The organism is Dethiosulfovibrio russensis (genome assembly GCF_021568855.1).
GTDB lineage: Bacteria > Synergistota > Synergistia > Synergistales > Dethiosulfovibrionaceae > Dethiosulfovibrio > Dethiosulfovibrio russensis.
Genome location: NZ_JAKGUG010000001.1, coordinates 283,529 through 309,897, shown reverse-complemented (window position 1 = coordinate 309,897; position 26,369 = coordinate 283,529). Strand labels below are relative to the sequence as shown.

Annotated in this window: 42 protein-coding genes; all 42 read right to left on the bottom strand. The window is 55.2% G+C overall.

Annotation, left to right across the window (positions count from 1 at the left end; genetic code table 11):
- Positions 1–4: 4 nt before the first annotated feature.
- A complete protein-coding gene (locus L2W48_RS01580; RefSeq protein WP_236097950.1) occupies positions 5–1,114 on the bottom strand; it encodes a flagellar basal body P-ring protein FlgI in 1,110 nt (369 codons plus the stop codon).
- Between the two features lie 15 nt (positions 1,115–1,129).
- The gene (locus L2W48_RS01575; protein WP_236097946.1) at positions 1,130–1,705 is read right to left on the bottom strand and encodes a flagellar basal body L-ring protein FlgH; all 576 of its coding nucleotides are present in this window, start codon (positions 1,703–1,705) and stop codon (positions 1,130–1,132) included.
- Entirely contained in the window at positions 1,702–2,616 is a 915-nt protein-coding gene (gene flgA, locus L2W48_RS01570; protein ID WP_236097943.1) for a flagellar basal body P-ring formation chaperone FlgA, read from the bottom strand. Before flgA ends, L2W48_RS01575 begins: the two co-directional genes overlap by 4 nt.
- A gap of 17 nt (positions 2,617–2,633) precedes the next feature.
- On the bottom strand, positions 2,634–3,422 hold the full coding sequence (gene flgG / locus L2W48_RS01565) for a flagellar basal-body rod protein FlgG (protein ID WP_236097942.1): 789 nt from the start codon (positions 3,420–3,422) through the stop codon (positions 2,634–2,636).
- A gap of 12 nt (positions 3,423–3,434) precedes the next feature.
- Positions 3,435–4,223: a flagellar hook-basal body protein gene (locus tag L2W48_RS13070; protein ID WP_236097939.1), complete on the bottom strand. Its 789-nt coding sequence runs from the start codon at positions 4,221–4,223 to the stop codon at positions 3,435–3,437.
- A 15-nt stretch (positions 4,224–4,238) separates the two neighbouring features.
- Positions 4,239–5,291: a rod shape-determining protein gene (locus L2W48_RS01555; RefSeq protein WP_005661760.1), complete on the bottom strand. Its 1,053-nt coding sequence runs from the start codon at positions 5,289–5,291 to the stop codon at positions 4,239–4,241.
- A 64-nt stretch (positions 5,292–5,355) separates the two neighbouring features.
- Positions 5,356–6,099 (bottom strand): tRNA pseudouridine(38-40) synthase TruA, encoded by a 744-nt coding sequence (gene truA / locus L2W48_RS01550; RefSeq protein ID WP_236097938.1) that lies wholly within the window; start codon positions 6,097–6,099, stop codon positions 5,356–5,358.
- Positions 6,096–6,908: an energy-coupling factor transporter transmembrane component T family protein gene (locus L2W48_RS01545; RefSeq protein WP_236097934.1), complete on the bottom strand. Its 813-nt coding sequence runs from the start codon at positions 6,906–6,908 to the stop codon at positions 6,096–6,098. The genes truA and L2W48_RS01545 overlap by 4 nt, the downstream gene beginning before the upstream one ends.
- Before the next feature lie 5 nt (positions 6,909–6,913).
- Positions 6,914–7,744, bottom strand: coding sequence for an ATP-binding cassette domain-containing protein (locus tag L2W48_RS01540; RefSeq protein WP_236097933.1), 831 nt, complete (start codon positions 7,742–7,744; stop codon positions 6,914–6,916).
- On the bottom strand, positions 7,735–8,559 hold the full coding sequence (locus L2W48_RS01535) for an energy-coupling factor transporter ATPase (RefSeq protein WP_236097931.1): 825 nt from the start codon (positions 8,557–8,559) through the stop codon (positions 7,735–7,737). The genes L2W48_RS01540 and L2W48_RS01535 overlap by 10 nt, the downstream gene beginning before the upstream one ends.
- A gap of 3 nt (positions 8,560–8,562) precedes the next feature.
- Positions 8,563–8,913 (bottom strand): 50S ribosomal protein L17, encoded by a 351-nt coding sequence (gene rplQ / locus L2W48_RS01530; RefSeq protein ID WP_005661750.1) that lies wholly within the window; start codon positions 8,911–8,913, stop codon positions 8,563–8,565.
- Positions 8,910–9,974 (bottom strand): DNA-directed RNA polymerase subunit alpha, encoded by a 1,065-nt coding sequence (locus L2W48_RS01525; RefSeq protein ID WP_005661748.1) that lies wholly within the window; start codon positions 9,972–9,974, stop codon positions 8,910–8,912. The genes rplQ and L2W48_RS01525 overlap by 4 nt, the downstream gene beginning before the upstream one ends.
- Before the next feature lie 48 nt (positions 9,975–10,022).
- Entirely contained in the window at positions 10,023–10,415 is a 393-nt protein-coding gene (gene rpsK, locus L2W48_RS01520; RefSeq protein WP_005661746.1) for a 30S ribosomal protein S11, read from the bottom strand.
- A gap of 26 nt (positions 10,416–10,441) precedes the next feature.
- Positions 10,442–10,810, bottom strand: a complete 369-nt coding sequence (rpsM, locus tag L2W48_RS01515) for a 30S ribosomal protein S13 (protein WP_005661744.1) — start codon at positions 10,808–10,810, stop codon at positions 10,442–10,444.
- A gap of 4 nt (positions 10,811–10,814) precedes the next feature.
- Complete coding sequence (gene rpmJ, locus L2W48_RS01510) at positions 10,815–10,940, bottom strand: 50S ribosomal protein L36 (RefSeq protein ID WP_005661742.1); 126 nt, start codon at positions 10,938–10,940, stop codon at positions 10,815–10,817.
- 61 nt (positions 10,941–11,001) lie between these two features.
- Positions 11,002–11,223, bottom strand: coding sequence for a translation initiation factor IF-1 (infA, locus tag L2W48_RS01505; RefSeq protein ID WP_005661740.1), 222 nt, complete (start codon positions 11,221–11,223; stop codon positions 11,002–11,004).
- A gap of 12 nt (positions 11,224–11,235) precedes the next feature.
- The gene (map, locus tag L2W48_RS01500; RefSeq protein WP_236097927.1) at positions 11,236–12,009 is read right to left on the bottom strand and encodes a type I methionyl aminopeptidase; all 774 of its coding nucleotides are present in this window, start codon (positions 12,007–12,009) and stop codon (positions 11,236–11,238) included.
- A complete protein-coding gene (locus tag L2W48_RS01495; protein WP_236097924.1) occupies positions 12,009–12,653 on the bottom strand; it encodes an adenylate kinase in 645 nt (214 codons plus the stop codon). The genes map and L2W48_RS01495 overlap by 1 nt, the downstream gene beginning before the upstream one ends.
- An 11-nt stretch (positions 12,654–12,664) precedes the next feature.
- The gene (gene secY, locus L2W48_RS01490; protein WP_236097922.1) at positions 12,665–13,960 is read right to left on the bottom strand and encodes a preprotein translocase subunit SecY; all 1,296 of its coding nucleotides are present in this window, start codon (positions 13,958–13,960) and stop codon (positions 12,665–12,667) included.
- 1 nt (position 13,961) lies between these two features.
- Positions 13,962–14,408: a 50S ribosomal protein L15 gene (rplO, locus tag L2W48_RS01485; RefSeq protein ID WP_236097921.1), complete on the bottom strand. Its 447-nt coding sequence runs from the start codon at positions 14,406–14,408 to the stop codon at positions 13,962–13,964.
- 13 nt (positions 14,409–14,421) lie between these two features.
- The gene (gene rpmD / locus L2W48_RS01480; RefSeq protein ID WP_005661731.1) at positions 14,422–14,607 is read right to left on the bottom strand and encodes a 50S ribosomal protein L30; all 186 of its coding nucleotides are present in this window, start codon (positions 14,605–14,607) and stop codon (positions 14,422–14,424) included.
- 14 nt (positions 14,608–14,621) lie between these two features.
- Positions 14,622–15,122 (bottom strand): 30S ribosomal protein S5, encoded by a 501-nt coding sequence (gene rpsE, locus L2W48_RS01475; protein ID WP_005661729.1) that lies wholly within the window; start codon positions 15,120–15,122, stop codon positions 14,622–14,624.
- Between the two features lie 12 nt (positions 15,123–15,134).
- Entirely contained in the window at positions 15,135–15,503 is a 369-nt protein-coding gene (rplR, locus tag L2W48_RS01470) for a 50S ribosomal protein L18 (RefSeq protein ID WP_005661727.1), read from the bottom strand.
- A 13-nt stretch (positions 15,504–15,516) separates the two neighbouring features.
- On the bottom strand, positions 15,517–16,056 hold the full coding sequence (gene rplF, locus L2W48_RS01465; RefSeq protein ID WP_005661725.1) for a 50S ribosomal protein L6: 540 nt from the start codon (positions 16,054–16,056) through the stop codon (positions 15,517–15,519).
- Between the two features lie 15 nt (positions 16,057–16,071).
- A complete protein-coding gene (rpsH, locus tag L2W48_RS01460) occupies positions 16,072–16,476 on the bottom strand; it encodes a 30S ribosomal protein S8 (protein WP_005661723.1) in 405 nt (134 codons plus the stop codon).
- Positions 16,477–16,500: 24 nt separating this feature from the next.
- Positions 16,501–16,686 carry a type Z 30S ribosomal protein S14 gene (locus L2W48_RS01455; RefSeq protein ID WP_005661721.1) on the bottom strand — a complete coding sequence of 62 codons (186 nt, stop codon included), beginning with the start codon at positions 16,684–16,686 and terminating at the stop codon, positions 16,501–16,503.
- 18 nt (positions 16,687–16,704) lie between these two features.
- On the bottom strand, positions 16,705–17,247 hold the full coding sequence (gene rplE, locus L2W48_RS01450) for a 50S ribosomal protein L5 (RefSeq protein ID WP_005661718.1): 543 nt from the start codon (positions 17,245–17,247) through the stop codon (positions 16,705–16,707).
- A 16-nt stretch (positions 17,248–17,263) separates the two neighbouring features.
- The gene (gene rplX / locus L2W48_RS01445; protein WP_005661716.1) at positions 17,264–17,590 is read right to left on the bottom strand and encodes a 50S ribosomal protein L24; all 327 of its coding nucleotides are present in this window, start codon (positions 17,588–17,590) and stop codon (positions 17,264–17,266) included.
- 13 nt (positions 17,591–17,603) lie between these two features.
- Positions 17,604–17,972, bottom strand: a complete 369-nt coding sequence (rplN, locus tag L2W48_RS01440) for a 50S ribosomal protein L14 (RefSeq protein WP_005661714.1) — start codon at positions 17,970–17,972, stop codon at positions 17,604–17,606.
- Between the two features lie 3 nt (positions 17,973–17,975).
- On the bottom strand, positions 17,976–18,275 hold the full coding sequence (gene rpsQ / locus L2W48_RS01435; protein ID WP_005661711.1) for a 30S ribosomal protein S17: 300 nt from the start codon (positions 18,273–18,275) through the stop codon (positions 17,976–17,978).
- A gap of 6 nt (positions 18,276–18,281) precedes the next feature.
- Positions 18,282–18,494: a 50S ribosomal protein L29 gene (gene rpmC / locus L2W48_RS01430; protein ID WP_005661709.1), complete on the bottom strand. Its 213-nt coding sequence runs from the start codon at positions 18,492–18,494 to the stop codon at positions 18,282–18,284.
- A gap of 3 nt (positions 18,495–18,497) precedes the next feature.
- Positions 18,498–18,920: a 50S ribosomal protein L16 gene (rplP, locus tag L2W48_RS01425; protein ID WP_005661707.1), complete on the bottom strand. Its 423-nt coding sequence runs from the start codon at positions 18,918–18,920 to the stop codon at positions 18,498–18,500.
- Positions 18,920–19,603, bottom strand: a complete 684-nt coding sequence (gene rpsC / locus L2W48_RS01420) for a 30S ribosomal protein S3 (protein WP_005661706.1) — start codon at positions 19,601–19,603, stop codon at positions 18,920–18,922. The genes rplP and rpsC overlap by 1 nt, the downstream gene beginning before the upstream one ends.
- A 12-nt stretch (positions 19,604–19,615) precedes the next feature.
- Positions 19,616–19,948 (bottom strand): 50S ribosomal protein L22, encoded by a 333-nt coding sequence (gene rplV / locus L2W48_RS01415; RefSeq protein ID WP_005661705.1) that lies wholly within the window; start codon positions 19,946–19,948, stop codon positions 19,616–19,618.
- A 14-nt stretch (positions 19,949–19,962) separates the two neighbouring features.
- Positions 19,963–20,244, bottom strand: a complete 282-nt coding sequence (rpsS, locus tag L2W48_RS01410; protein ID WP_005661704.1) for a 30S ribosomal protein S19 — start codon at positions 20,242–20,244, stop codon at positions 19,963–19,965.
- A gap of 18 nt (positions 20,245–20,262) precedes the next feature.
- Positions 20,263–21,090, bottom strand: a complete 828-nt coding sequence (gene rplB / locus L2W48_RS01405; RefSeq protein WP_005661703.1) for a 50S ribosomal protein L2 — start codon at positions 21,088–21,090, stop codon at positions 20,263–20,265.
- 21 nt (positions 21,091–21,111) lie between these two features.
- Positions 21,112–21,408: a 50S ribosomal protein L23 gene (gene rplW, locus L2W48_RS01400; protein WP_005661701.1), complete on the bottom strand. Its 297-nt coding sequence runs from the start codon at positions 21,406–21,408 to the stop codon at positions 21,112–21,114.
- On the bottom strand, positions 21,408–22,028 hold the full coding sequence (gene rplD, locus L2W48_RS01395) for a 50S ribosomal protein L4 (RefSeq protein ID WP_005661699.1): 621 nt from the start codon (positions 22,026–22,028) through the stop codon (positions 21,408–21,410). Before rplD ends, rplW begins: the two co-directional genes overlap by 1 nt.
- A 27-nt stretch (positions 22,029–22,055) precedes the next feature.
- Positions 22,056–22,682: a 50S ribosomal protein L3 gene (gene rplC / locus L2W48_RS01390; RefSeq protein ID WP_236097919.1), complete on the bottom strand. Its 627-nt coding sequence runs from the start codon at positions 22,680–22,682 to the stop codon at positions 22,056–22,058.
- A gap of 31 nt (positions 22,683–22,713) precedes the next feature.
- Entirely contained in the window at positions 22,714–23,019 is a 306-nt protein-coding gene (gene rpsJ, locus L2W48_RS01385) for a 30S ribosomal protein S10 (protein WP_236097918.1), read from the bottom strand.
- Between the two features lie 15 nt (positions 23,020–23,034).
- The gene (tuf, locus tag L2W48_RS01380; protein ID WP_236097916.1) at positions 23,035–24,234 is read right to left on the bottom strand and encodes an elongation factor Tu; all 1,200 of its coding nucleotides are present in this window, start codon (positions 24,232–24,234) and stop codon (positions 23,035–23,037) included.
- Positions 24,235–24,258: 24 nt separating this feature from the next.
- Positions 24,259–26,325: an elongation factor G gene (fusA, locus tag L2W48_RS01375; RefSeq protein ID WP_236097914.1), complete on the bottom strand. Its 2,067-nt coding sequence runs from the start codon at positions 26,323–26,325 to the stop codon at positions 24,259–24,261.
- Positions 26,326–26,369: the final 44 nt, after the last annotated feature.

Sequence of the window (26,369 nt, the reverse complement as noted above, 5' to 3'; positions counted from 1 at the left end):
CTCCTTACATTACGTCCAGTTCGCCGTGAAGCGCACCGGCTCTATCTATCGCCTGCAATATTCCTATTACGTCTCTGGGAGAGGCTCCAACCGCGTTGATCGCGTCTACCAGCTGATCTACCGTGGTGGTGGCGTCCATCTTTATGAAGGAACCTCTCTTCTCCTCCGCCTGGACCGTATCGTTGGCGTAGGGCGTGGTGACTCCACCCGAGAAAGGCTCAGGCTGGGATACCTGGTTTTCCTGGTCTATCCTGACCGTCAGGTCTCCGTGAGCCACTGCAACCGAGCTGATCTGGACGTTACCACCCATAACGACCGTTCCGGTTCTCTCGTTGACAACTACCTTGGCCTGCATATCCGGCGTAACCCTCATGCTTTCCATGTCGGCTATGAAGGCGGAAGGCGAGGCCATATAGGCTCCGGGAAGCTGTATCTGAACCCGTCCGGCGTCCAAGGCAGAGGCTATCGATCCGAATTTCCTGTTTATGGCGTCGGCTATCCTTCTGGAGGTGGTGAAGTCGGGGTTCCTGAGCAGAAGAGAGAGCCTGCCTCCGTAGGAAAATTCGGTTGAAACATCTCTCTCCACTATGGCCCCTCCGTTGACGCGTCCTACTGTGACGACATTTTTGGTCACGCTGGAGCCTCCTCTACCGGCGGAGAATCCGCCGACCAAAACCGGACCCTGGGCAGCGGCATAGACGTTGCCGTTCGCTGCCTTAAGGGGCGTCTGTAGAAGGACACCTCCCTGGAGGCTCTTGGCGTCTCCGAGGGTGCTTACGGTAACGTCGACAGTCTGTCCGGGACGGACGAAAGGAGGCAATTCCGCCGTTACCGCCACCATGGCTACGTTTTTACTCTTGACGTCTTTATCCGACAAGGTAACTCCGAAGCGACGCATGAGGTTACGAAGAACCTGTATGGACATGTCCGACTTGTCCCCCGTCCCCTGAAGCCCCATAACCACACCGACCCCAGAAAGCTGGTTGCTTCTGACCCCTTCGATATCGGCCAGGTCTTTTATTCGTACCTCCGGACTTATGGGGGCACCGAGACTCAGTCCGGCCACGGAAAGAGAAACGGCAAAGGACAAAAGGATCGCTTTTATTATCTTCATCTATACCGGGACCTCCTAGAAGATTGCCTGTAGGATCTGGGTCAATATGCCGGGCTTTTGCAGCCTGGTAAGGGTGCCCTTGCCGTCGACTATGAGATCCACGTTAGCGACTCTCTCGCTGGAGATAGTGTTATCTCCGTCGACGTCCTGAGGCCTGATGGCCCCTCTGAACCTCATTTTCAGGGTTTCGCCGTGGGTCTGGAGGTCTCTGGTGCCTTCTATGACTAGGTTGCCGTTCGGGAGCACTTCCGTCACGACACAGGTTACCTTGGCCCTGGTCCTGTAGCTTCTCTCGGAAGTTCCATCCCCAGTGCTGGTCGTGCTGGACGTAAGGCTCAGCCCCTTGATGAAGTCCAATATACCGGTGCCCTCGCTTACGTTAGCTCCACCCTCTTTGGTGGTCTCGGTCTTGGCCTCGTCCTCGGTGTCCGTCCTCTCGTCGACCTCGACCATGACGATATCCCCTACTCTGGATGGTCTGTCGTCTCCTATGTAGTTCGTGCCGTCCTGCCATAGGGATTGCCCAGACGCGCAGGAGATCGGAGTAGATGCCAGACAGACGGCCAGCATGACGATAGTTAAGGATTTCATTCACTCACCTCCACGGTTCCAGGCCCGGTCACTATTCCGAACACTATTTTTCTCGTTCTGTCGTTACGGACCTTTATCCTGTCCCCCAAAGCACCTCTGTCCATGGCTCTTCCCGACGTAGAGACCAACAGGGAGCCGCTACGGTATAACAGCCGAATCAGATCGCCGGTTCGAATCAGCTCGGGCTCCTCAGTGATCCTTACGGTGAAGGGATCGCCTTTGGCCATGTCCCTCTCGACAGTCATTCCCACCAGGTCTCTGGGATCGTCGTAATACTTTCTGTTTCTTCTAACCTCTATGGCTGCGATCGCCAGGTCGGTGTTTTTTATATATACGCCTTTTCTAAGATAGCTGTCGGCGACTACCGCAGGAAGAATCCATCGCAACCTGGCGGGATATATCTGTTCTACCCCGGCCACGTCGAATCTGAGGTTTATCGCCTGAGCCCCGGGATAGAGGGAATCGGGAGGTATCAGCCTGCCCCCTTGGGGAAATCCATCGGACTCCACCTCAAGGGCTCCTGTCCACCCGGAGTAGTTTCTAAGCCATCGCTCTATGTCGTTTTCACGTCGAAAGGGCACATTGTCCGCCATGACAAGCCTGAGAGATACGCCGCCTATGCCAGCCTGGGTAAGGGCGGTTACGACGTCCTCCGGGGTTATTGTATTTCCGGAGGGTCTCAATATGGCGGAGGAACTTCCTGTCAATATCTCTGGAGAGTCGCAGGCGACATAGGCGACGTCCTTCAGCCTGATCGGTCCGGACGGGACGACCGCCCCCGATTTGATCTCCACGGAAAGATCCAATGCCTCGGCGGAAAAGGACAATACCGAAACCGCTATCATCGACACTATTATACGACAGAGGCGGGCCCTCAGGAGGACCCGCCGCCCGGCGTTTGAGGATACCATCCAGAATCCTCCTATTGTTAGCGTTTGAGGCCGTTTGCAACTTCCAGAAGTCTGTCGGCGGTCTGAATGGTCTTGGAGTTTGCCTCGTAAGCCCTCTGAGCGACTATGAGGTTGACCATTTCCTCCACTACCTGTACGTTCGACCTCTCGAGTATGCCCTGCTGAAGGGTGGGAAATCCGTCGTCTCCCGGATTGCCTATCTGAGGATCTCCGCTGGCTGCGGTCTCCCTGAAAAGGTTGCGCCCTATGGCCCTAAGGCCCGCAGGGTTCACGAAACGAACCAGCTCTATCTGGCCTATTTCCTGAGCCTCATCGTCGCCGGGCTGACTTACGTAGACCTGTCCGGTAGAGCTTATGGTTATGTCCGTTCCGTCCTCGGGTATGACTATGGCGGGTTCCAGAAGATAGCCGTCGGAGGTTACTATCTGTCCGTCGCCGTCTCTCTGCCATTCTCCATTGGCCGAATAGGCTATATCCCCGTTGGGGAGAACGACCTGAAAGTAGGCGTTGCCCTCTATGGCGACGTCCAGAGGTGCATCGGTAACCTCGTAGCTGCCGGGGGTGGTTATCCTGGAGGTTCCGTTGACCCTGGCTCCCAGTCCGACCTGTATTCCAGTGGGTACCGTAGTCCCCCCCTCTACGGGAGAACCCGGTTCGCGGTTTATCTGGTATAGAAGGTCGGCGAAGTTGGTCCTTACCTTCTTATAGCCCACGGTGTTGACGTTGGCTAAATTGTTGGAGGTAACGTCTAGATTGGTCTGTTGGGCTACCATTCCTGTAGCGCCGGTCCAAAGAGATCTTATCATTGTTTATCCTCCTTAAGGCTTAGCCAAGGACGTTATGAGCTGTCCGGTCATATCGTCGGAAGTCTGGATTCCCTTAGACGCGGCTTCGTAGGCTCTCTGTGCCTCTATCAGGCGGACCATCTCCTCGACGACGTTGACGTTTGAACGCTCCAGTACCCCCACCGCCACCTGAGGAACTTCGACGGGAGCAGGAGCCCCGGAGTCCTCCGTCTCTGCCAAAAGGTTTTTGCCCATCTGCCTGAGGGCGGTAGGCGACTCGAATCCCACTATGTCTATCTGAGCCACAGCGATCCCATCTGCGATCACCTGTCCGTCGTCGGTAAAAGATACGGCAGCGGCTTCCCCTACGTCGATAGGTCCTCCGTCTCCCACGAGAAGATATCCGTCTGGATTGACCAGCTGCCCCCCCTCGTTGACTAGGAAATGACCGGATCGGGAGTAGAATTGGTTGCCCTCTCCGTCCTGAAGTACGAAAAAACCTTCTTCGTCCGTCAAAGCAACGTCCATAGGGGAATCGGTAACCTGCAGGTTCCCCTCGTCGGTGGACATATACGTCTCGGAAAGCACCTGGTTCATGGAGGCGCTTCCGATAGGGTGACTCCTCCAAGGCCAAGGAGGGATCTCCCCCTGCCCTTTGGCGGGATCGACCCTTTCCATTAGGACCTCTGGAAATGATTTGGCTATAGGTTTTCTAGCCCTGAACCCAGCCGTGTCTACGTTCGCTAGGTTGTTGGCGGCACAGTCGGTGACTCCCTGCTGCACCATCATGGCCGATACTCCGGCGTAAATGCCTTTATGCACTTTTAGCGTCCCTCCTCACCAGCGACGGCGACGTCCTCTTCTGGCCGAGAAAAGGATACCTCCTTTTCCAGAATCCAGCAGCCTGTTTATGTTCGCCAGGGCTATTCCGGTTCCCAGAGCGACGCACTCGGTAGGCTGATCCGCCGCAAAACATCTGATTCCGGTCTGTCTGGATATGAGCTCCGGCAGACCTCTTAAGAGGGACCCTCCTCCGGTAAGGACGATCCCTCCGTCTATAATATCGGCGGAAAGCTCCGGCGGCGTGAGCTCCAAAACGTTTCTAACACCGTCGACGATGGATTGGACCCTCTCTCCTATGGCGGAACAGACGCTTCTACTGCTGACCTCTATCTGTCTGGGCAGTCCCTGGACCAGGTCCCTGCCCTTCAAGGTCATCTCCGTTTCCTCTCCGTCGGCCAAGCATGTCCCTATCATTATCTTAAGATTTTCGGCCATCTGCTCGCCTATGGCTAGGTTGTACTGCCTACGAAGGTAGCGCATTATGCACTCGTCGAACTTGTCTCCTCCGATTCGCAGCGATTTGGATATCACGATACCGCCCAAGGATATCACCGCTATGTCGGTGGTGCCACCGCCTATGTCGACCACCATTTTTCCTCTGGGCTCCTCGACGTTCAGCTGAGCTCCTATGGCCGCGGCCATGGGTTCCTCTATGAGATAGGCCTCTCTGGCTCCCACCTCTACGGCTGCCTCCAGGACGGCTCGCCTCTCTACGTCTGTGGCCCCGGATGGAACGCATATCATGACCCTGTTCCTGAAAAACCTGCGAATGCCGGTGTTGACCCGTCTCATGAAATATCTGAGCATGGTCTCGGTCATCGTGTAGTCCGCTATAACTCCGTCTCTAAGGGGGCGGACCGATATGACATTTCCCGGTGTCCGTCCCACCATGTTTTTAGCCTCGTACCCTACGGCCAGGATTTTTCCCGATTCCTGATCCACCGCCACGACCGAGGGCTCCCGAAGGACGACACCTTTACCCTTGACGTAGATCAGGACCGTCGCCGTCCCCAGATCTATGCCTATATCGTTTCCCAAACCAAACACGTGGCAGTCTCCTCCTCAATTACGACTTAGATCCTCAAACTCGATAACGTCTACGATTCTACCGTTAAAAATCGTCGTAGCCAACCCGCCAAAAGAATAATCCCGAAGCGGGAGCCGTCGTAGCCGAGTCTACTCTCGTTCCTCCGAGAAGCAGCCTTTCGAACCATTCGAGTCTTTTCTTTCCGGTCGCTACGGCATCGATGTTCCCGAGGATTATTCTCACCATGTTAGTGAGAAACCCTCTACCCCTTATCCTGAAGATGGACAGCCTTCCTCTCCTTATATGCCTTACACTGAACAGTGTTCTCACGGCGTTTTCAGGACATTCGGAGAGTCTACAGAAGGCGCCGAAATCGTGTTCCCCGACCAAAGCCCTGCAACACCCGTCGACCGCATCTATGTTCCAGTCGTCTCTCTTTCTCCACCAGACCATGTCACGGACATGGGGGAAACAGGAAGGCCCGTGCCATACAAAGTAGGCGTATTCCCTCCATAGAGCGCTCCGTCTAGCGTCAAAATCGTCCGGTACCGCCGAGGCCCTCATAACCGAGACGTGTTCGGGAAGATTGGCGTTTACCGCAAGAGTGAGCCTGTAGGGATCCCATGTTTTCGACAATTCGAAGGATGCCACCTGACCTCTGGCGTGGACTCCGCTGTCGGTCCTTCCAGCACCGGAAACTTTGACGGGAGCCCCTTCGAGAACGGTAAGAGCTTCTTCGAGAACTTCCTGCACCGTTATCGAATCCGGTTGCAGCTGCCAGCCGGAAAAATAGCTGCCTTCGTAGGATATCTCCAATGCGTACTTCATAGGCCGATGTGCCTTTCGAGAACGGTCAGAGCTACCACCACGGTCAGGACAAAGCTCAAGGACAAGGTCTCTCCGGTCCCCCAGGCAAAAGGACGCATTCTGGTTCGTCCTCCTCCACCTCTGTAGCATCTGGCTTCCATGGCTACGGCAAGATCGTCGGCCCTCTGAAATACTATCACGAACAGAGGAATAAGTACGGGTATAAAGGCCTTTAGTCTCTTGATCAATCCTCCCCTATCGAGATCAGCCCCCCTTGCGAGCTGAGCTTTCATTATCCTGTCGGTTTCGTTCATCAAGGTCGGAATGAATCTTAAGGCGATGGTCATCATCATTGCCATTTCATGCGCGGGAAGCCCCAGTCTTTTAAAGGGAGACAACAAAGATTCTATACCATCAGCCAATGCCATAGGGCTAGTGGTCAAGGTCAAGAGGTTGGCGAAGAGGATCAGAAACAGGAGCCGAAGGGCCATATAGGCGCCCAATCGAACTCCTTCTTTCGTAATCGATATGGGACCTATTTCAAACAGAGGAGTCCCCGATGTAAAGAAGAGATTTATTATAGCAGTGAATATTATAAGAAACATTATCGGCCTTACCGTCCTGAGAAGGACGGGGATGCCTATTTTCGAGATAAGGCTCAACAGCCACAACAGACCTCCCCAAAAGATAAAGCCTACAGGGGAATCCACCAGAAATACACCGGTCAGAAGGATCAGGACCGACATAATTTTACATCTGGGATCACATCTGTGAACGGGGGAATCCGCCGGTATGTACTGTCCGAAACTCAGGTTATCCAGGAATTTCAAACCGATCAGCTCCTATCAGCGATGAAGTCCGCAAGGTAGATGGGATCGCAGCTGAAGGGGATCTCCATTCCTCTGTTTTTAACGCCCAGCCAAATTTTACATATATCGGGCAGAACCAATCCGGAGACCGGTCGACTTTCCAAGGAGAGAACTATTTCCTCCGGGGTTCCCTGACAGGCTATCGTCCCTTTTTCGAGAGCGATGATCCTATCGCTCAGGTCCAGGGCTATCTCCAGATCGTGGGTCACCATTATGACCGACGTTCCGTCTTCGTGTATTCTGGAGAGCAGTTCTACCAGACGATGACGGCCCGAGGCGTCCAACCCTGCGGTGGGTTCGTCCAAGACCAGGTAGGAGGGTTTTACCGCCAAGACCGAGGCAATGGCTACCCTTCTTTTCTCGCCACCGGACAACTTGAAGGGGGATCTTTCAAGATAAGATTCGTCCAGTCCGACCTGCTCCATTACCTCCGTCAGAGTTCGATCGAGATCGTCTATTTCACCCCAGTTTTTAGGTCCGAAGGAGAGCTCTTCCCTGACGGTTTCGGCGAAAAGCTGTTGCTCCGGATATTGGAAGACCAATCCGACCTTGCGTCTGATCTTTCTGAGGTCTTTCTTTACGTCCGTGGATAGGCCATCCACCAGGACACTGCCTTCGTCGGGAAGCAGGAGAGCGTCCAGATGCTGCGCCAATGTGGATTTGCCGCTTCCGGTATGGCCGACGATGGAGACCCATCCGCCTTCGGGAATTTCCACGGATATGTCTCTCAATGCCACAGTCTCCAGCGGGGTCCCTCTATGGTAGATATGGGTCAGGTTGCTCACTTTTATCGACATAGCCGGTTCACCAACCCTTCCACTGTGGGTAGGATCTCGTCTTCGCATAGTCCCCGCTGTCTAAGACGACGCCAGAAAGAGACTATCGGAGGAAGCTCCAGCCCCCACGAAGTCAGTTCAGGCTCTTTGAACAGGTCCTCGGGAAGTCCGTCCCAGATCAACCGACCTGCCTGTAAAACGACCGCTCTGGTCGCCTTTCGTATTTCCTCAAGCCTGTGGGTTATGTGGATTATCGTTATTCCGTGACCGTGAAGTTCCTCCAATAGGGCCATCACCTCACCTCGTCCCTGAGGGTCGAGCATAGCGGTAGGTTCATCTAGAACTATACAGGGAGGTTCCATGGCTATGGCCCCTGCGATAGCCAGACGTTGCTTCTGACCTCCCGACAGGGTGTAGGATGCCGATTTAGCTTTGTCGCTCAATCCCGCAATATCGAGAGCTTTTTTGACTCTGTTCTCAATTTCGTCGGGAGGAAGACCCAGGTTTTCCGGTCCGAAGGCGGTGTCGTCCTCCACCACCGTGGAGACGATCTGGTTTTCCGGGTTTTGAAATACCATCGAGATGGTCTTTCTTATCTCCCAGAGATTCCTCTCGTCTCTGCTGTCCATCCCGGATATAAAACAAGCGCCCTGCATCGGAGCGAGCAGGGCGTTAAGGTGTTTTGCCAGCGTGGACTTGCCGGAGCCATTGCCGCCCAAAAGAGCGAGCCATTCGCCCCGCCGCACCTCCAGGGATATGTCCCTGAGGGCGGGATTGCCTTCCTCAACGTAGGAATAACCTATTCTATCGAGGGAGGCAATGGAAAGTTCGTCCATCCTCTAGACCAGGGAGATGACCGCCATGGGAGCGGCGTCGCCGTTACGATACCCCGTACGGACGATACGGGTGTAACCGCCGGGACGCTCGGAATAGCGTTTGGCCACGTCGTCGAAAAGCTTGTTGACTGCGATTTTGTGGTTCATCTTGGAGATGACGATCCTTCTATCGTGAAGGGACCCTCCCCTGGCTCTCGTGATGATCTTTTCCGCCACTCGGCGCACCTCTTTGGCCTTCGCCACCGTGGTCTCGATGCTTTCCTCGATGATAAGGCTGGCTACCATGTTGGCCAACATGGCCTTACGATGGCTGCCGTGGCGACCGAGCTTTCTTCTATCGACTCGATGTCTCATTCAGACTCGTCCTCCTTGTCCGTTGTGTCTCCAGTTTTTTCGTCCTGGAGCGAGAAACCAAGGTTCTCCAACTTTTCCTCGATTTCCCTGAGGGAGATCTTTCCGAGATTCCGGATTTTAAGGAGATCGTCCCTCCCGCGACTCACCAGGTCGCCGATGGTGTGGATACCCCCTCGCAGGAGGCAGTTTTCGCTTCTGATGGAGAGTTCGAGATCTCGAACGCCTCTGGAAAGGAGGGTGTTCTCCTCGCTTTCCTGCTCGGTTTCAGTCTCTTCTTCTGCCACAGAGATCTCCTGAGACTCCACGATCTCGGGATCAGTATGCTCCGATGGGTGTAACTTCTGGATTTCCTCTACGACTATGGTGAAATATTTCCTCAGGAGCCTAGCCGCCTCGGCTACCGCCAGATCGGGCTTTACCACTCCGTTGGTGTCGACGTCCATGACGATCCTCTCGTAGTCAGTCCTCTGGCCGACTCTCTCCGCCTGGACCTCGTACTTGACCCTCTGTATCGGGGTGAATATGGCGTCTATCAACAACGAATCCATAGGCAGATAGGCCGGTTTAGGTCTATCTGCTGGCGCATAACCGACTCCCTGTTCGATATAGACTTCCAGTGAGAGACGAGCTCCCTCAGCCAAGGTACAGATGTAGGCTTCGGGATCGACAAACTCTATCTCGCTGTCGGGTTGAAAATCGGCGGCTGTTACCCTCCGCTCTCCCTCGGCCTCGAGTCTCAGCACCCTGACTTCAGGACTGTAAGACCGTATCGGTACGTGTTTAAGGTTCAACAGCAACTCGATGACGTCCTCCCCGACCCCAGGGATGGTGCTGAACTCATGGACGACGCCGTCGATACGCACCGAGGTGATGGCAGCCCCCTTGATGGAGGACAACAATACCCTGCGGAGGGCGTTACCTATGGTTACGCCGAACCCCCGCTCCAGGGGACCGACGACGATCCTGGCACTGGTCGCCGAACATTCCTCAACTCGGATTTCAGGCCTCATAAACTCCAATGATCCCAACACCTTTCGCTGATAAATCGTCTTTTCTCCCATTCCTTATGACCGCCGGCCACCTATGGATTCCGTGACCGCAAGACACGGCTATACGCGACGTCTCTTGGGAGGACGGCATCCGTTGTGGGGGATCGGTGTGTCGTCTCTGATGCTGTTGACCTGAAGTCCCGCCCCCTGGAGGGCTCTTATGGCGGACTCTCGGCCAGGGCCAGGGCCCTTGACGATGACGTCTACCTCTTTAAGCCCATGATCCTGTGCGGCTTTGGCCGCCTGCTGCGAGGCGATCTGAGCCGCAAAGGGGGTGGACTTTCTGGTTCCCTTGAATCCTACGTTACCACCGGAAGCCCATGAAATAACGGCTCCGCCCTTATCGGTTATGCTCACGATAGTGTTGTTGAAAGTGGAAAATACGTGAGCAACTCCGTAGGATATATTCTTTTTCTCTTTTCTCTTGCCTCTACGCTGAGTACGCTTGGCCACGAAGGTCTACCTCCTTTGACTCCCGGCTATTTCTTCTTGCCGGCAACGGTTCGTTTCGGACCTTTTCTGGTTCTGGCATTGGTCTTGGTCCGCTGGCCTCGAAGGGGAAGACCCTGTCTGTGACGGATACCCCGGTAGCAACCGATGTCCATGAGCCTCTTTATGTTCATGGTCACCTCTCGACGAAGATCTCCCTCAACGGTGTAGCCGTTCTGGATCTCTGACCGAAGCTTCTGGGTCTCCTCCTCGGTCAGATCCTTGACCCTGGTATCGGGGTTCACACCGGTGGTGGCCAAGATCTTCTTAGACGTGGTCAGACCTATTCCGAATATATAGGTGAGACCTATTTCAACCCTCTTCTCGCGGGGCAGATCGACTCCTGAAATGCGGGCCATCGCCTTACCTCCTCGCTCCCTGACGCTGCTTATGACGGGGGTTGCGGCTGCAGATGACTCTGACCACACCTCTCCGCTTTATCACACGACAATATTCACATATCGGTTTTACCGAAGATCTGACTTTCATGATATACGCTCCTCCTGCTCGTCTTCCTCTAGGAAACGGAGTCTTAGAACGGACGAAAAAACTATTTATATCTATAGGTGATTCGTCCCCTTGTCAAGTCGTAGGGCGAAAGCTCCACCAAGACCTTGTCTCCTGGCAATATTCTTATAAAATGCATTCTCATCTTACCGGACACGTGGGCCAGTATCTTGTGGTCGTTCTCGAGCTTAACCTTGAACATAGCGTTGGGCAGAGGCTCTACGACTACTCCGCGTACTTGGATAACATCGTCTTTGTTGGCCATGGATTTCCCTCCTTAGTCTTCCCAGGGAGTTAGGATCTCGGGGGTTCCCTCGGTTATGAGGACTGTTCTCTCAAAATGGGCCGCATCGGATCCGTCGGCGGTGGAGACAAGCCAACCATCCGAGCCTTGGACAAGTTCCTCCCGTCCAGCCATGACCATGGGCTCTATAGCCAAGGTCATGCCGGCCTTCAGGGTTATTCCCCGTCCCGGTCGTCCGTAGTTGGGGACCATAGGCGCCTCGTGAGGTCTCTTTCCTATGCCGTGTCCCGAGTACTCCCTTACCAGGCCGTAGCCCGCAGGTATGACCAGAGATTCAACGGCGTTCCCGATATCGCCCAGGGTGTTTCCGGCCCTGGCTGCCTCTAAGGCAAGATCCAGACTCCGTTTGGTTATATTCAGGAGGTCTTGGCGGCTATCGGAGATCTCTCCCACCGGATAGGTGTAACAGGCATCTCCGTGATAACCGTCGTAGCAGGCCATTATATCGACGCTGACGATGTCACCGTTTTCAAGGTATCGATCCTCGCTCGGGATCCCGTGCACCACCTCGTCGTTTACCGAGGTACACACTGATGCAGGGTAGGGATCCGGTATTCCCGGGACCTTATATCCCTTTTCAGAGGGATAGGCCCCGGCCTTCCGGATATAATCCTCCGCCGCTCTGTCTATATCGGCGGTCGTTATGCCGGGCCGGATCATGTCCTTGAGGAGCATGATCACGTCGGCCACTATACGGCCGGCCCGGCGCATCTTTTCTATCTCACGGTTTTTTTTGATCGAGATCATTAGACCCGTCCGACGATTGAATCGATCTTATCTGGGACATCGTCGCCGTCCGCCGCGTCTATTCTGTGAAGCTGCCCTCTCTCCTCGTAATAGGAGATAAGGGGAGCCGTCTGATCATGATAGACAGCTAACCTGTTTCGGATGACTTCCTCGCGGTCGTCGTCCCTCTGGTAGAGCTCTCCTCCACACTGATCACAGAGGTCTCCTTTTGCGGAAGGCTTGAAGGTCACGTTGAAGATCTTTCCGCACCCCCTGCACATTCTGCGTCCGGAGAGACGTTTGACGACGGTTTCGTCGTCGACGTCCAGAAGCACCACGCCATCCAGGACAAGTCCGAGCTTTTTTAACATAGCGTCCAGGGCCTCTGCCTGAGCCACCGTTCTGGGAAATCCGTCAAGAAGGAAGCCCTCGGAACAGTCACTTTTCTGAAGACGGTCCTCCATCATCTCGACTATGACCTCGTCGGGAACGAGTTTCCCAGCGTCCATATAGCCTTTGGCTTTACGTCCCAGCTCTGTCTCGGTTTTGACGTTGGCCCTGAGTATGTCTCCGGTCGATATATGAGCTACCGCATGGCGCTCCATTATTTTTTCCGCCTGGGTTCCTTTCCCTGCTCCGGGAGGCCCGAGGAGAATGATTCTCATATCGACACCGCCTAGAACCTCAGGATACCGGCACCGGCGCCATTACGGCGTTTCAGGATACCCTCGTAGTGCCTCATCAACAGCTGTCCCTCGACCTGATGTACAAGATCCAAGGCAACACCGACCACGATGAGGACAGCGGTTCCACCGAAGTAGAAGCTGGTTATCCCCATAAGGTTGGTCATCACCGTAGGAATCAGGGCTATGATGGCGAGGAAAAGAGCACCGCCCAAGGTGATCCTGGACATTACCTTTTCGATGTAATCCGAGGTAGGCTTTCCGGGGCGTATGCCGAGGATGAAGCCGCCGTATTTCTTCATGTTGTTCGCCACGTCGCTGGGGTTGAAAACCATAGCTGTGTAAAAATAGGCGAAAAACAATATCAAGGTGACGTAGAGCACCGAATAGAGCCAGCTACCTGGAGCCAGCATATTCTGTAATTTGATCGCCATATCTCCGGAGAAGAACTTAAGCACCGTGTAGGGGAAAATCAATATGGAGGAGGCGAATATTATCGGCATGACCCCTCCCTGGTTGACCTTCAAAGGAATAAAGGTGCTCTGACCTCCGTAGACTTTGTTGCCGACGACCTTTTTGGCGTACTGAACCGGAAGACGTCTCTGACCTTCCTGTAAGACTATGCAACCGGCCACCACGACTATCATGACCATCAGAGCCAATAGGACGATCAGTGCGTGGAGCTCTCCGAGATGGAGCATGTTCCAGGTCCTTATGGTGGCTTCGGGAATTCTGGCTACGATTCCGGCGAATATCAGCAGGGAGATTCCGTTTCCTATTCCATGATCGGATATTTCCTCGCCCAACCACATAACCGCTACGGCTCCTGCGATTATGGTCAAAATGGCGGTCACCATGCCTAGTGCACCACCGGAGAAGACACCTACCCTCTGAAGCCAGAAGACCATTCCTACGGACTGGATGGCGGCGAAACCAAGTGTGCTCAACCTGGTGATCTGAATGATTTTCTTCTGTCCTTCCGGTCCTTCCTTCTGCATTTTTTCAAGAGCCGGGAACACGACCACCAAGAGCTGCATGACGATGCTGGCGTTGATGTAAGGCGCGACACCGAGAGCGAATATACTGAATCGTCTCAACGCGCCTCCGGCGAACATATCCAGAAACCCGAGCACGCCGCCTCCCTCGAAGAGGTGCGCCATGGCGGCGGAGTCAATTCCCGGAGTGGGAATATGAGCCCCGAGGCGGAAAACAAAAAGCATCCCCATAGTAAAGAGAATCCGCCTTTTAAGATCCGGAAGCCTGAATGCATCTCGGAAGGAATCCAGCACCTCAGATCACCTCGGCTTTCCCGCCGGCCGCCTCTATTTTCTTGATGGCCTCGGCGCTGAAAGCGTTGACCTTGACGGTCAAGGCCTTGGAAATGTCCCCCTTCGCCAAGACTTTCACCAGGCCCTTTTCGTCGCTTATAAGCCGCTTGGCGGCCAGTTCGGTGGCGGTGATGACCGAACCTGATTCGAAACGGGACTCGAGAAGATCCAGGTTGACAATCTGGAAGGAGGTCCCGAAACGAGCGTTGTTGAATCCCCTCTTAGGGGTTCTGCGAACCAAAGGCATCTGTCCGCCTTCGAAACCGGGGCGAACTCCGCCTCCGCTTCTGGACTTCTGTCCCTTATGTCCCCGACCGGAGGTCTTTCCGCTGCCGCATCCTGCGCCGCATCCGACCCTTTTGGGTTTTCTCTTCGTTCCCGGTGCGGGATGGAGATCGTTAAGTTTCACTGGACTTCCCTCCCTATTCCTCTACGGTCGAACATTCGACAAGGTGAGCTACCTTGGCCACCATGCCCCTGATCTGAGGAGTATCCTCATGGATCACCGTAGAGTTTAGCTTCTTGAGGCCCAAAGCCTTGACGGTCCTCTCCTGCTTGGGAGGACGACCTATGGTGCTTCTCTTCCAGGTGATGATAAGTTTAGCCATATCGATCACCTGTCCTAAGCGGTTTCCTGAGTGCGCTTCTTGCCGCGAAGCGCCAGGATCTCGTCCGGAGTTCTTAGGGCACCTACCGCGGACAAGGTAGCACGAGCCACGTTGATGGGGTTGTTGGTACGTCCGACGATCTTGGTGAGAACGTCTTTGACCCCACCGAGCTCCATGATGGCTCGGACCACACCGCCAGCGATGACTCCCGTACCGGGGGCTGCCGGCTTGAGAAGAACTTCGGCGGATCCGAACTTCCCGATGATGGGATGGGGAAGGGTTTTTCCGACCTTCTTGACCACCCTGAGATCCTTCTTGGCGGCCTCTATGCCCTTGCGGACGGCCTCGGAGATCTCACGAGCCTTGCCCATGCCTACGCCTACTTTGCTCTCGCCGTCTCCAACGACAACCAGGACGCTGAAACGGAAGCGTTTTCCGCCTTTAACGACCTTGCTGACCCGGTTGATCGCGACGACGCGCTCCAGCATATCGGAGTTTGCCTGTCTACCGTTCATGCTCCATCCTCCTTACAGCTTCAGGCCCGCCTCGCGAGCGGCCTCGGCCAGCGCCTTGACGCGACCGTGATACATATGACCGCCCCTATCGAAGACGACCTCGGAGATCCCTTTGTCCAGAGCTCTGCGGGCCACTAGCTCGCCGACCGCCTTAGCGGCGTCCACGGTGCCGTGGACCTGGAGCTCTGCCTTGAGGGCCTTGTCGAGGGTGGAAGCCGATGCCAGGGTACGTCCCACAGTATCGTCTATAATCTGGACGTAGATCTCGTTCAGGCTCCGGAACACCGACATTCTGGGACGCTCGGAGGTTCCTTTGAGCTTGCGACGAAGCCGAAGATGACGGACGACCCTCATCCTGTTTCTGCCTTTTATCTTGATCATGATGCGATCACCCCTACTTGGCTCCGGCTTTGCCGGCCTTACGAATTATGTGCTCGCCCTCGTAACGGATGCCCTTGCCCTTATAGGGCTCGGGCGGACGGTATCCCCTGATGATAGCGGCGGTCTGACCGACTAGCTGCTTGTCGATTCCCTTTACGCTTAACTTCGTAGGACCGTCTGTGGCGAACTCTATGCCCTCTGGCGCCTCGTGGATCACCGGATGGGAGAATCCAAGGCTCAACTGAAGGTTGCTTCCCTGCATCTGAGCCCTGTACCCTACTCCGACGATCTCGAGCTTTATCTCGTAGCCATCGGTTACTCCGGTCACCATGTTCTGAATCATGGCACGGACCATCCCGTGGGCCGACTTGGTCTTCTTTAGTTCGTTAGCCCTCGCTACCTTGACGATACCATCGGAGACCTCGACGGAGATATCCTGGATCGTGGGCATGGAAAGCTCTCCCTTAGCCCCTTTGACGACGATCTTGTCGTTCGCTACGGAGACCGTGGTTCCGCTTGGAAGGGTTACGGGTTTAAGTCCGATTCTAGACATGTATGCCTCTCCCCCCTACCAGATGTAGCAGACGACCTCTCCACCACTGCCAGAAGTTCTGGCTTCAGCGTCAGTCTTTAGACCGCTGGAGGTGGAGATGATGGCGATGCCGAGGCCGCCCATTACCTTGGGCAGCTTGTCCTTGCCTACATACATTCTGCGTCCGGGCTTGCTTATGCGACGCAGTCCCTGTATGACCCTCTCCCTGTTGGGACCGTAACTGAGGAATACCCTCAGGATCCCGTAGGGTTTCTTAGGATCGTTGATAACCTTGTAGTTCTTTATATAGCCCTCGCCCTTAAGTATCTTGGCTATGGAGAGCTTCGTCTTACTGATGGGAATGTCCAGCGAATCATGATACACCATGTTGGCATTTCTGATCCGAGTGAGCATATCCGCTATAGGATCGTTAACGTACATCCCGTGTGTGCCCCCTTTCAGTGACTACCAGCTGGACTTGACGATGCCGGGAATCTTGCCTTCCCTCGCCAGCTTGCGGAAGCAGCAGCGGCACATGTTGAACTTCCGCATATATCCGTGAACACGGCCGCAGATAGGGCACCTGTTATGCTGACGTACCTTGAACTTGGGCGTCAAAGTCGCCTTGTGCTCCATGGCTTTTCTGGCCATACTCCGTTACCCCTTCCTCTACCTTGCGAAGGGCATGCCCAGCTTGGAAAGCAGGGCCAGTCCCTCTTCATCGGTATTCGCGGTCGAGACGAACGTTATGTTCATCCCCTTGGACACCATGATCTTGTCGTAGTCGATCTCGGGAAAGATTATCTGTTCCTTGAGACCGAGGTTATAGTTACCCCTTCCGTCAAAGGCCTTGCCGGATATGCCCCGGAAGTCCTTAATACGAGGGAGAACGACGCTGACCAGCCTATCCAGGAACTCCCACATACGACTGCCCCTAAGGGTCACGGAACAACCGACGGGAACGCCCTCTCTGAGCTTGAAACCGGCTATGGACTTCTTAGCCCTCTTCATCATGGGGCGCTGTCCCGCTATGGTAGCCAGCTCGGACATGGCGGCGTTGACGTACTTGGCGTCCTGTTTGCCTTCACCGACTCCGATGTTGATCACTATCTTGACGAGACGAGGGATCTCCATTGGGTTGCTGTAGCCGAACTCCTTATGAAGGGCCGGAGCAGCCTCGCCTTGATATTTCTCGAGCATACGAGGTTTCATTTCCGTGCCTCCTCCGCTAGATCTGGTCCACGATCTCGCCGCTAACCTTGGCGACTCTGACCTTGCGACCGTCCTCAAGGAAGGCATGTCCGACCCTGGTGGGTTTCCCGGTGGTCGGACAGACCAGCATCACCTTACAGGCATATATGGGGTTCTCCTGCTTGACGATGCCGCCTTGAGGGCTCTTCTGGGAGGGCTTGGCGTGCTTGGAGGCCATGTTGACCCCCTCGACCACGACCATGTCCCTGTCCTTGCTTTTGAGGACCTTGAGGACCTTGCCCTCTTTTCCCTTGTCTTTACCGGAGATCACACGGACGCGATCGCCTTTTTTTAATCTGTTCATACCATGTGCCCCCTTACACTACCTCGGGAGCCAGAGAGAGAATTCTCATGTATTTCCTGGCCCGAAGTTCCCTGGCCACAGGGCCAAAGATACGGGTTCCCCTGGGGTCCCCGTTGTTGTCGATGATCACTGCGGCGTTGTCGTCGAAGCGAACGTAGGATCCGTCGACACGGCGATGTTCCTTCTTGGTTCTGACTATGACCGCCTTGACCACTTTCCCCTTGGGGATGTTGCTGTTGGGAATGGCTTCCTTTACGGAGGCCACTATGACGTCGCCGACATTGCCCCAACGGCGACGGCTTCCGCCCACGACCTGGATGCACATGATCTTCTTGGCTCCAGAGTTGTCCGCCACGTTAAGGACGGTACGAAGCTGGATCATGACCTACGCCTCCTCTTTAGACTCGGTAGTACTATCTCCGAGTACGGGAGCTCTCTCGATTATCCTGACGACGGACCAGCGCTTCGTCTTGCTCAAGGGGCGCTCCTCGCCGATCAGGACTCTGTCACCTATGCGACAGGAGTTCTCCTCGTCATGGACGATAAACTTCTTTGACTTTATGATCCTCTTTCCATAGAGAGGATGCATGGCATGACGGATAACCTGGACCGAGATGGACTTTTCCATCTTGTCGCTGACTACGGTTCCGACACGGGTTTTACGATGGGGTGTACGGGTCTCCATCTGTCCTTACCTCCTTCCACCGATTCCCAGACCTTGTTCTTTCTCGTGAACGACGGTAAGGACTCTGGCGATGGTTTTCTTGACGTCTTTGATCCTGCTCGTGTTCTTGAGCTGACCGATGGCGTTCTGGAAGCGCAGGTTAAAGAGCTCTTCTTTGTACTGACGATGCTTTTCCTGCAGCTCTTCTATTGTCAAATCACGCAGACTCTTGGCATCCATGGCTTACTCACCACCCAAACCTTCCCGAGCCACAAGCCTCACCTTGATCGGAAGCTTGTAGGAGGCCGTTCTGAAGGCCCTCTCGACGATCTCGCGGGACACCCCCGCAACCTCGAACATGATACGTCCCCTCTTGACCGGAGCCACCCAGAATTCCGGCGACCCCTTACCTTTACCCATTCGGGTCTCCAGGGGCTTCTTCGTGTAGGCCACGTCGGGGAATATCCTTATCCAAACCTTACCGCCCTTACGAAGCTTCCTGGTGATCGCGATACGGGTGGCCTCTATCTGACGAGCGGTTATATAGCCGCACTCAAGGGCCTGAAGACCGTATTCTCCGAAGGCTACGTAGGCACCGCCCTTGGTGTCTCCCTTAAGCTTCTCTCGATGAGGTCTGCGCCATTTGGTGCGCTTGGGCATCAACATCAGCTACGCCCCCCATCTCTACGACCCCTCCTGGGCTGTCTCGGCGCAGGAGTGTTGATGGCCTTCTCGTCCCTGTAGATCCAGACCTTGACGCCTATGACGCCATACATGGTCTTGGCCTCGGCCAGACCATAGTCGATGTCGGCCCTGAGCGTGGAGAGAGGAAGCTGTCCTTCGTTGTACCACTCGGTTCTGGCTATCTCGGCTCCACCGAGACGTCCGGCACACTGGATCTTGATGCCCTTGCCGCCAGCCTTCATGGTCCTGAAGATGGACTGTTTCATGGCGCGACGGAAGCTTACCCTGTGCTCCAACGCAGCGGCCACGTTTTCAGCCACAAGCTGGGCCTCGACCTCGGGGTTCTTGATCTCCTGAACGTTGATCATTACCTTAGAGCCAGTCATGGCCTGAAGCTCTTCCTTGACCTTCTGGATCTCCGAGCCGCCTTTTCCTATAACTACACCAGGCCGGGCGGTCCAAATCGAAAAGCGTATTACCTTACCCACTCTCTCGATCTCGACCTTGGAGATGCTTGCGCCATCCCAGCGAGCCTTGATCCAATCACGAAGCTTGAGATCCTCGTGAAGGTTCTTGGCGTAGTTCTTGCCGTCGGCGAACCAACGGGACTCCCAGTCCCGGATGACACCGACTCTATATCCTACGGGGTGTACTTTCTGACCCATCTTTAGCCCTCCTTAACGTTCGGCTACCGACACGGTGATGTGGCTCGTGCGATGGCGGTAGGGATGGGCCCGACCCATCGACACCGGACGGAAACGCTTCATGCTGGGCCCCTGATCGGCAAAGGCCTCGACTACCACGAGCTTATCGATGTCAAGTCCGTAGTTGTGCTCGGCGTTGGCCACGGCACTCTTGAGCACCTTTTCGATGACCTTGGCAGCCTTCTTCGGGGTGTATCTGAGGACGACCAAAGCGTCGCCTACCTTCTTGCCCCTGATCAGAGGCAGCACCTGGCGCACCTTAAAAGGAGAGACGCGGACCTGTTTGGCACGTGCTCTTGCCTCCATAATCCTATTCCTCCCTATCTTACGCCGGAGCGGCGCTCCTGTCCGGCGTGACCGCCGAACTTCCTGGTGGGAGCGAACTCCCCGAGCTTGTGACCGACCATGTTTTCACTGATGTAAATAGGTATGTGAATACGGCCGTTGTGTATGGCGATGGTGTGTCCGATCATCGCCGGAACTATCATGCTGGCACGGGACCAGGTCTTGACGACCTTCTTCTCCCCGCTCTCGTTGAGAGTTTCTACGCGGCTGAGAAGTTTCTGTTCGACGAAGGGTCCCTTCTTGGCAGAACGAGCCATTGATTTACCCCCTTATCTCTACTTGGCAAACCGGCGACGGACGATGAACTTATCCGAAGGCTTCTTCCGGCGGGTTCTATATCCCTTTGCGGGCGTTCCCCAAGGAGATACAGGGTGTTTATGGGACTTGCTTCGTCCCTCACCGCCGCCCATGGGATGGTCAACTGGGTTCATGACCATGGCGCGAACGTGGGGTTTCCGGCCAAGCCAACGGGTTTTACCGGCCTTACCTATGCTGGCGTTTTCATGCTCCGTATTGCCGACCTGTCCCACTGTAGCCATACACTCCAACAGCACGAGACGAAGCTCTCCGCTGGGCATACGGACGAAGGCGTATTTGCCTTCCTTTGCCATCAACTGAGCGGTGGTTCCGGCGGAACGGACCATTACTCCGCCTCTACCGGGCTCCAGCTCGATGTTGTGGATCATGGTACCTACAGGGATGTCGGACAACTTAAGAGCGTTGCCTGGAGTTATGTCCGCCTCGGGCCCTGCCATGATGGTCATCCCAACCTGAAGTCCTACAGGGCAAAGGATGTAACGTTTCTCTCCGTCGGCATAGTGGATCAGAGCGATCCTAGCCGAACGGTTGGGGTCATATTCCACGGTGGCAACCTTGCCGGGAACCCCGATCTTGTTTCTCTTAAAATCTATGATACGGTACCTTTTGGCGTTTCCGCCCCCACGATGGCGCATCGTGATCCTACCGTTGTTATTTCTACCGCCTTTTTTAGCGATAGGGGCCAAAAGCGAACGCTCCGGCTCGCTCTTGGTAACCTCTTCGTAGGTCTGGATGCTCATGAAACGCCGACCCGGCGTCGTGGGATTATATTTCTTGATTCCCATTGTTCCGTCCTCCCGTCAGAGCTAAACGCTGGCGCCTTCGAAGAACTCTATGCGTTCCCCTTCAGCCAGAGTAACGATGGCCTTTTTCCAGGCCCGGCTCTTCCCCAGGAACACTCCCATCCTCTTGGGCTTGGAACGGACCTTCAGGGTATGGACCTTCTCGACCTTGACCTTGAAAACCGTCTCAACGGCCTTACGGACCTCGGTCTTGTTTGCCTGGGGATGAACCTCGAAGGTGTACTTGTTATCCTCCATCATACGGCTGCTTTTCTCGGTGATGATAGGCCGAACGATGATATCGTGAGCCATAAGTTTCATTAGGCGTACACCTCCTCCAGCTTCTTAACGGCACCGGCGCTGATAAAAACGTGTCCGTGCTTCAACAGGTCGTAGACGTTGATGCTGTCCACGTGAAGGACGTCTGCTCCGGGTATGTTTCTCGTGGACATAGAGATGTTTTCGTCCCTGTGATCCACTATCACGAGGGGTTTTTCCACCCCGAGGGACTGAAACAGGCCCTTCATGATCTTGGTCGAGGGCTTCTCCATGGAGAAAGCCTCGAATCCCATCAACTGGGCGTCCCGGATCTTCTGAGACAGCGCACTGCAGATGGCGAGTCTCCTAACCTTCTTGTTGACCTTCTGACGGTAGTTTCTCGGCTTGGGACCGTGAGTAACTCCGCCTCCGACCCAGATGGGCGAACGGCTGCTGCCGTGACGGGCACGACCGGTGTGCTTTTGCCTCCAAGGCTTCTTTCCGCCTCCGCGGACGTCGCCTCTGCCCTTGGTACAGTGGGTACCTTGACGCCTGTTGGCGAGCTGAGCGACCACCACCTGGTGCATGGCAGGAACGTGAAGCGGAACGTCAAAGACGTTACCGGACAGAGACAGTTCCCCGGTCGACTCGCCGGTTATAGTGACAAGCTTGATGCTCGGCATTTTTCTTGACCTCCTTAACCGTGCCGACTAGCCCTTTTTATGGAGCAGGACCAGGCCGTTTTTGGCACCGGGGATGGCCCCCTTGACGAGGACGAGGTTATTCTCCACATCCACGGCCACCACGGTTAGGTTCTTCACGGTGACCTGCTCGTTGCCGAGCTGTCCGGGCATCGTTTTGCCCTTGAATACGTGGCTGGGATAGCTGCTAGCGCCGCTGGAGTTCGGCTTTCTATGGGTTTTCGACACACCGTGGCTCGCAGGAGCTCCGCCGAAATTGTATCTCTTTATTACTCCGGCGAAACCCTTACCTTTGCTGACCCCGGTGGCGTCGACCTTCTCGCCAGCCTCAAAGATAGCTACGTCCACGGAATTTCCGACTTCGTAATCCGAAGCGTTGGAGATCCGGAACTCCTTGAGCCAGCGCTTGGCCTCACTCTGCGCTTTGTCGAAGAAACCCTTGAGGGGTTTCGTGACCTTTCGGGGCTTGACCTTACCGAACCCGAGAAGAATGGCATCGTAGCCGTTCTTCTCCTCGGTCCTAACCGCCAAAACCGGACAAGGTCCGGCCTCGACTACCGTTACGGGAACGGCCTGGCCCTCTTCGTTGTAGATCTGGGTCATGCCCAGTTTCTGCCCCAGGATACCAAGACTCATATTATTTCACTCCTTTGCTCAGAGCTTCCCACTAAAGCTTGATCTGAATGTCTACTCCAGAGGGAAGATTCAGCTGCATAAGGGCGTCCATCGTCTTCTGATTGGGATCGATGATGTCGATCAGCCTCTTATGGGTTCTCATCTCAAACTGCTCTCTCGCGTCCTTGTCCACGTGGGGGGACTTGAGGATACAGAACTTGTTGATCTCCGTGGGAAGGGGGATCGGGCCGGAGACCCTTGCCCCGCTTCTATCCGCCGTCTCGGCTATCTGAGCGGCGGACGTGTCGAGGACCTTGTGATCGAAGGCCTTCAGACGGATGCGGATCTTCTTGGACACGGCGAAACCTCCAGGTTACTCGAGAATCTCGGTAACGACGCCGGCACCTACGGTGTGGCCGCCCTCACGGATAGCGAAGCGAAGACCGGTGTCCATAGCGATCGGGTGGATAAGCTCCACCCTGAAGGTGGCGTTGTCTCCGGGCATTACCATCTCCACTCCCTCGGGAAGCTCGATGGCTCCGGTTATGTCGGTGGTACGGAAGTAGAACTGAGGCTTGTAGCCCTTGAAGAACGGCGTATGACGTCCGCCCTCTTCCTTCTTTAAAACGTAGACCTCGGCCTTGAACTTGGTGTGAGGCTTGATCGATCCCGGCTTGGACAGTACCTGGCCGCGCTCGACGTCGTCCTTGCCAGTTCCGCGAAGGAGAACTCCTACGTTGTCTCCAGCAAGAGCCTCGTCCAGGATCTTGCGGAACATCTCGAGAGAGGTCGCAACGGTCTTCTGGGTGTCCCTGATTCCGACTATCTCCACCTCGTCACCGGAGTGGATAACTCCCTGCTCCACCCTTCCGGTTACGACGGTTCCGCGACCGGTGATGGTGAAGACGTCCTCGATGGGCATGAGGAAGGGCTTGTCGGTCTCGCGAACGGGATCGGGGAAGTAGTCGTCACAGGCCTGCATGAGCGCCCAGATGTCCTTGCTCCACTCGCTCTCCCTGCCGCCGTCGCTCTCCTCGAGAACCTTCAGTGCGGAACCCCTGACTATCGGCACGTCGTCTCCGGGGAACTCGTATTTATCCAGAAGCTCTCTGATCTCCATCTCGACGAGGTCCAGAAGCTCGTCGTCGTCGACCATGTCGACCTTGTTCATGAAGACCACCAGGGCGGGAACGTTCACCTGACGGGCGAGAAGCACGTGCTCCCTCGTCTGAGGCATCGGGCCGTCCGCGGCGGAAACCACCAAAATGGCTCCGTCCATCTGTGCTGCTCCGGTGATCATGTTCTTGATGTAGTCAGCGTGTCCGGGGCAGTCGATGTGAGCGTAGTGACGCTTGTCCGTCTGATACTCGATGTGAGCGATGTTGATCGTTATTCCGCGCTCTCTCTCTTCAGGCGCCTTGTCGATGTCCTCGAACTTGGTGAAGTCGGCGAAACCCTCCGTGGACAGCGATTTCGAGATAGCCGCCGTCAAGGTCGTCTTGCCGTGGTCGATGTGACCGATGGTCCCTATGTTCAGATGCGGTTTTGTCCTTTCAAATTTCTCTTTTGCCATGGTACTCCCTCCTAATCAGAAGTCCTATTTCTTGAGGATCTCCTCGGCAACGCTTGCCGGGACGGCCTCATAGTGATCAAACTGCATGGTGTAGGTGGCTCGACCAGAGGTCTTGCTCCTCACGTCGGTGGCGTATCCGAACATCTCGCCCAGGGGAACGTATGCTTTTATCGCCCTGGCATTGCCACGGATTTCCATGCCCTCGACTCTTCCGCGACGAGAGGAAAGGTCTCCCATGACGTCTCCGACGTATTCCTCGGGAGTAACTACCTCCACGAACATCACCGGCTCCATAAGGGTCGGTCCGGCTTTTTTCATAGCTTCCTTGAACGCCATGGACGCAGCGATCTTGAACGCCATCTCGGAACTGTCGACATCGTGATAGCTTCCGTAAACCAGCGAGACCTTAACGCCTATTACAGGGAAGCCTCCAAGTATACCGTTGGTGATGGATTCCTCCATACCCTTCTGTACAGCAGGTATGTATTCTCTCGGAATGACCCCACCGACGATCTTGTCCTCGAAGATAAAGCCTTTGCCTTCCTCGAGAGGCTCCATATTGATGACCACATCTCCGTACTGACCGCGACCGCCGCTCTGGCGAACGAACTTGCCCTGAACCTGGGAGACCGCTTTAGTAATGGCCTCTCTGTAAGCGACCTGAGGACGACCGACGTTGACTCCGACCTTGAACTCTCTCTTGAGACGATCGACTATGATGTCGAGGTGAAGCTCGCCCATTCCGGAGATAACGGTCTGACCGGTCTCCTCGTCGTTGCGGACCACGAAGGTGGGATCCTCTTCGGCCAGAGCGATAAGCCCCTTGGAGAGCTTGTCTTTGTCGCTCTGGGTTATGGGTTCGACCGCCAGAGAGATGACCGGCTCGGGGAACTCGAGGGTTTCAAGAACGATCGGCTTCTTCTCATCGCAGAGGGTATCGCCAGTCCTGGTGTTCTTGAGGCTCGGAAGGGCGATTATCATGCCGGCACCGGCCTCGTCTATGTCGGTTCTCTTGTTGGCGTGCATCTGCAGTATCCTGCCGATACGCTCCTTCTTGCGACTGCTCGGGTTGTAAAGGGACATCCCCGACTTAAGAACTCCCGAGTAGATCCTACAGAAGGTCAGTTTACCAACGAAGGGGTCCACAGCTATCTTGAAAGCCAGGGCAGATACTGGCTCGTCCTCGTTGGCGTGCCTCTCCAACTCCGATCCGTCGTCGGGATCCACTCCCACTATAGCGGGAAGGTCCATGGGACTGGGAAGATACGCCACGACGGCATCCAGAAGGGGCTGAACCCCTTTGTTCTTAAAGGCCGTCCCACACATCGCCGGGACGATGTCGAGAGAGATGGTGCTCTTCCTGATGGCCGATTTGATCATATCGCTGGAGACTTCCTCTCCTTCAAGGAAAAGGGCCATTATCTCCTCGTCAAAATCGGACAGGGCCTCTATCATGGAGTCCCTGTAGAGCTTTGCCTCTTCCATCATGTCCGCCGGAATCTCCTCTATGGTGGGCTCGGCGCCCATCACGTCGGAAAAGAGTATCGCTTTCATCTCTATGAGATCGACGACTCCTTGAAAATCCTCCTCGGATCCTATCGGAAGCTGAAGGGGGACTGCGGTGGCTCCCAGCCTTTCCTTGAGCTGATCGACCACGGTGAGGAAATTGGCCCCTACCCGGTCCATCTTGTTGACGAAGGCTATGCGAGGGACATGGTACTTATCGGCCTGACGCCACACGGTTTCGGACTGAGGCTCAACCCCGCCCACGGCACAGAAGACCGATACGGCTCCGTCGAGAACCCTCATGGAACGTTCGACCTCGACAGTAAAGTCCACGTGCCCGGGTGTATCAATTATATTGATATTATGGCCCTTCCACTGACATGTGGTAGCAGCGGAAGTGATGGTTATTCCTCTTTCACGTTCCTGCTCCATCCAGTCCATGGTGGCCGCGCCCTCGTGAACCTCACCGATCTTGTAGTTCCGCCCGGTGTAGAACAGGATACGCTCGGTGGTGGTCGTCTTGCCTGCGTCTATATGCGCAGCTATTCCTATATTTCTTATCTTATGTAGATCCATTCCAGCCATAATTATCACCTAGGACACGTAACGTCGACTGACGAACATATCGT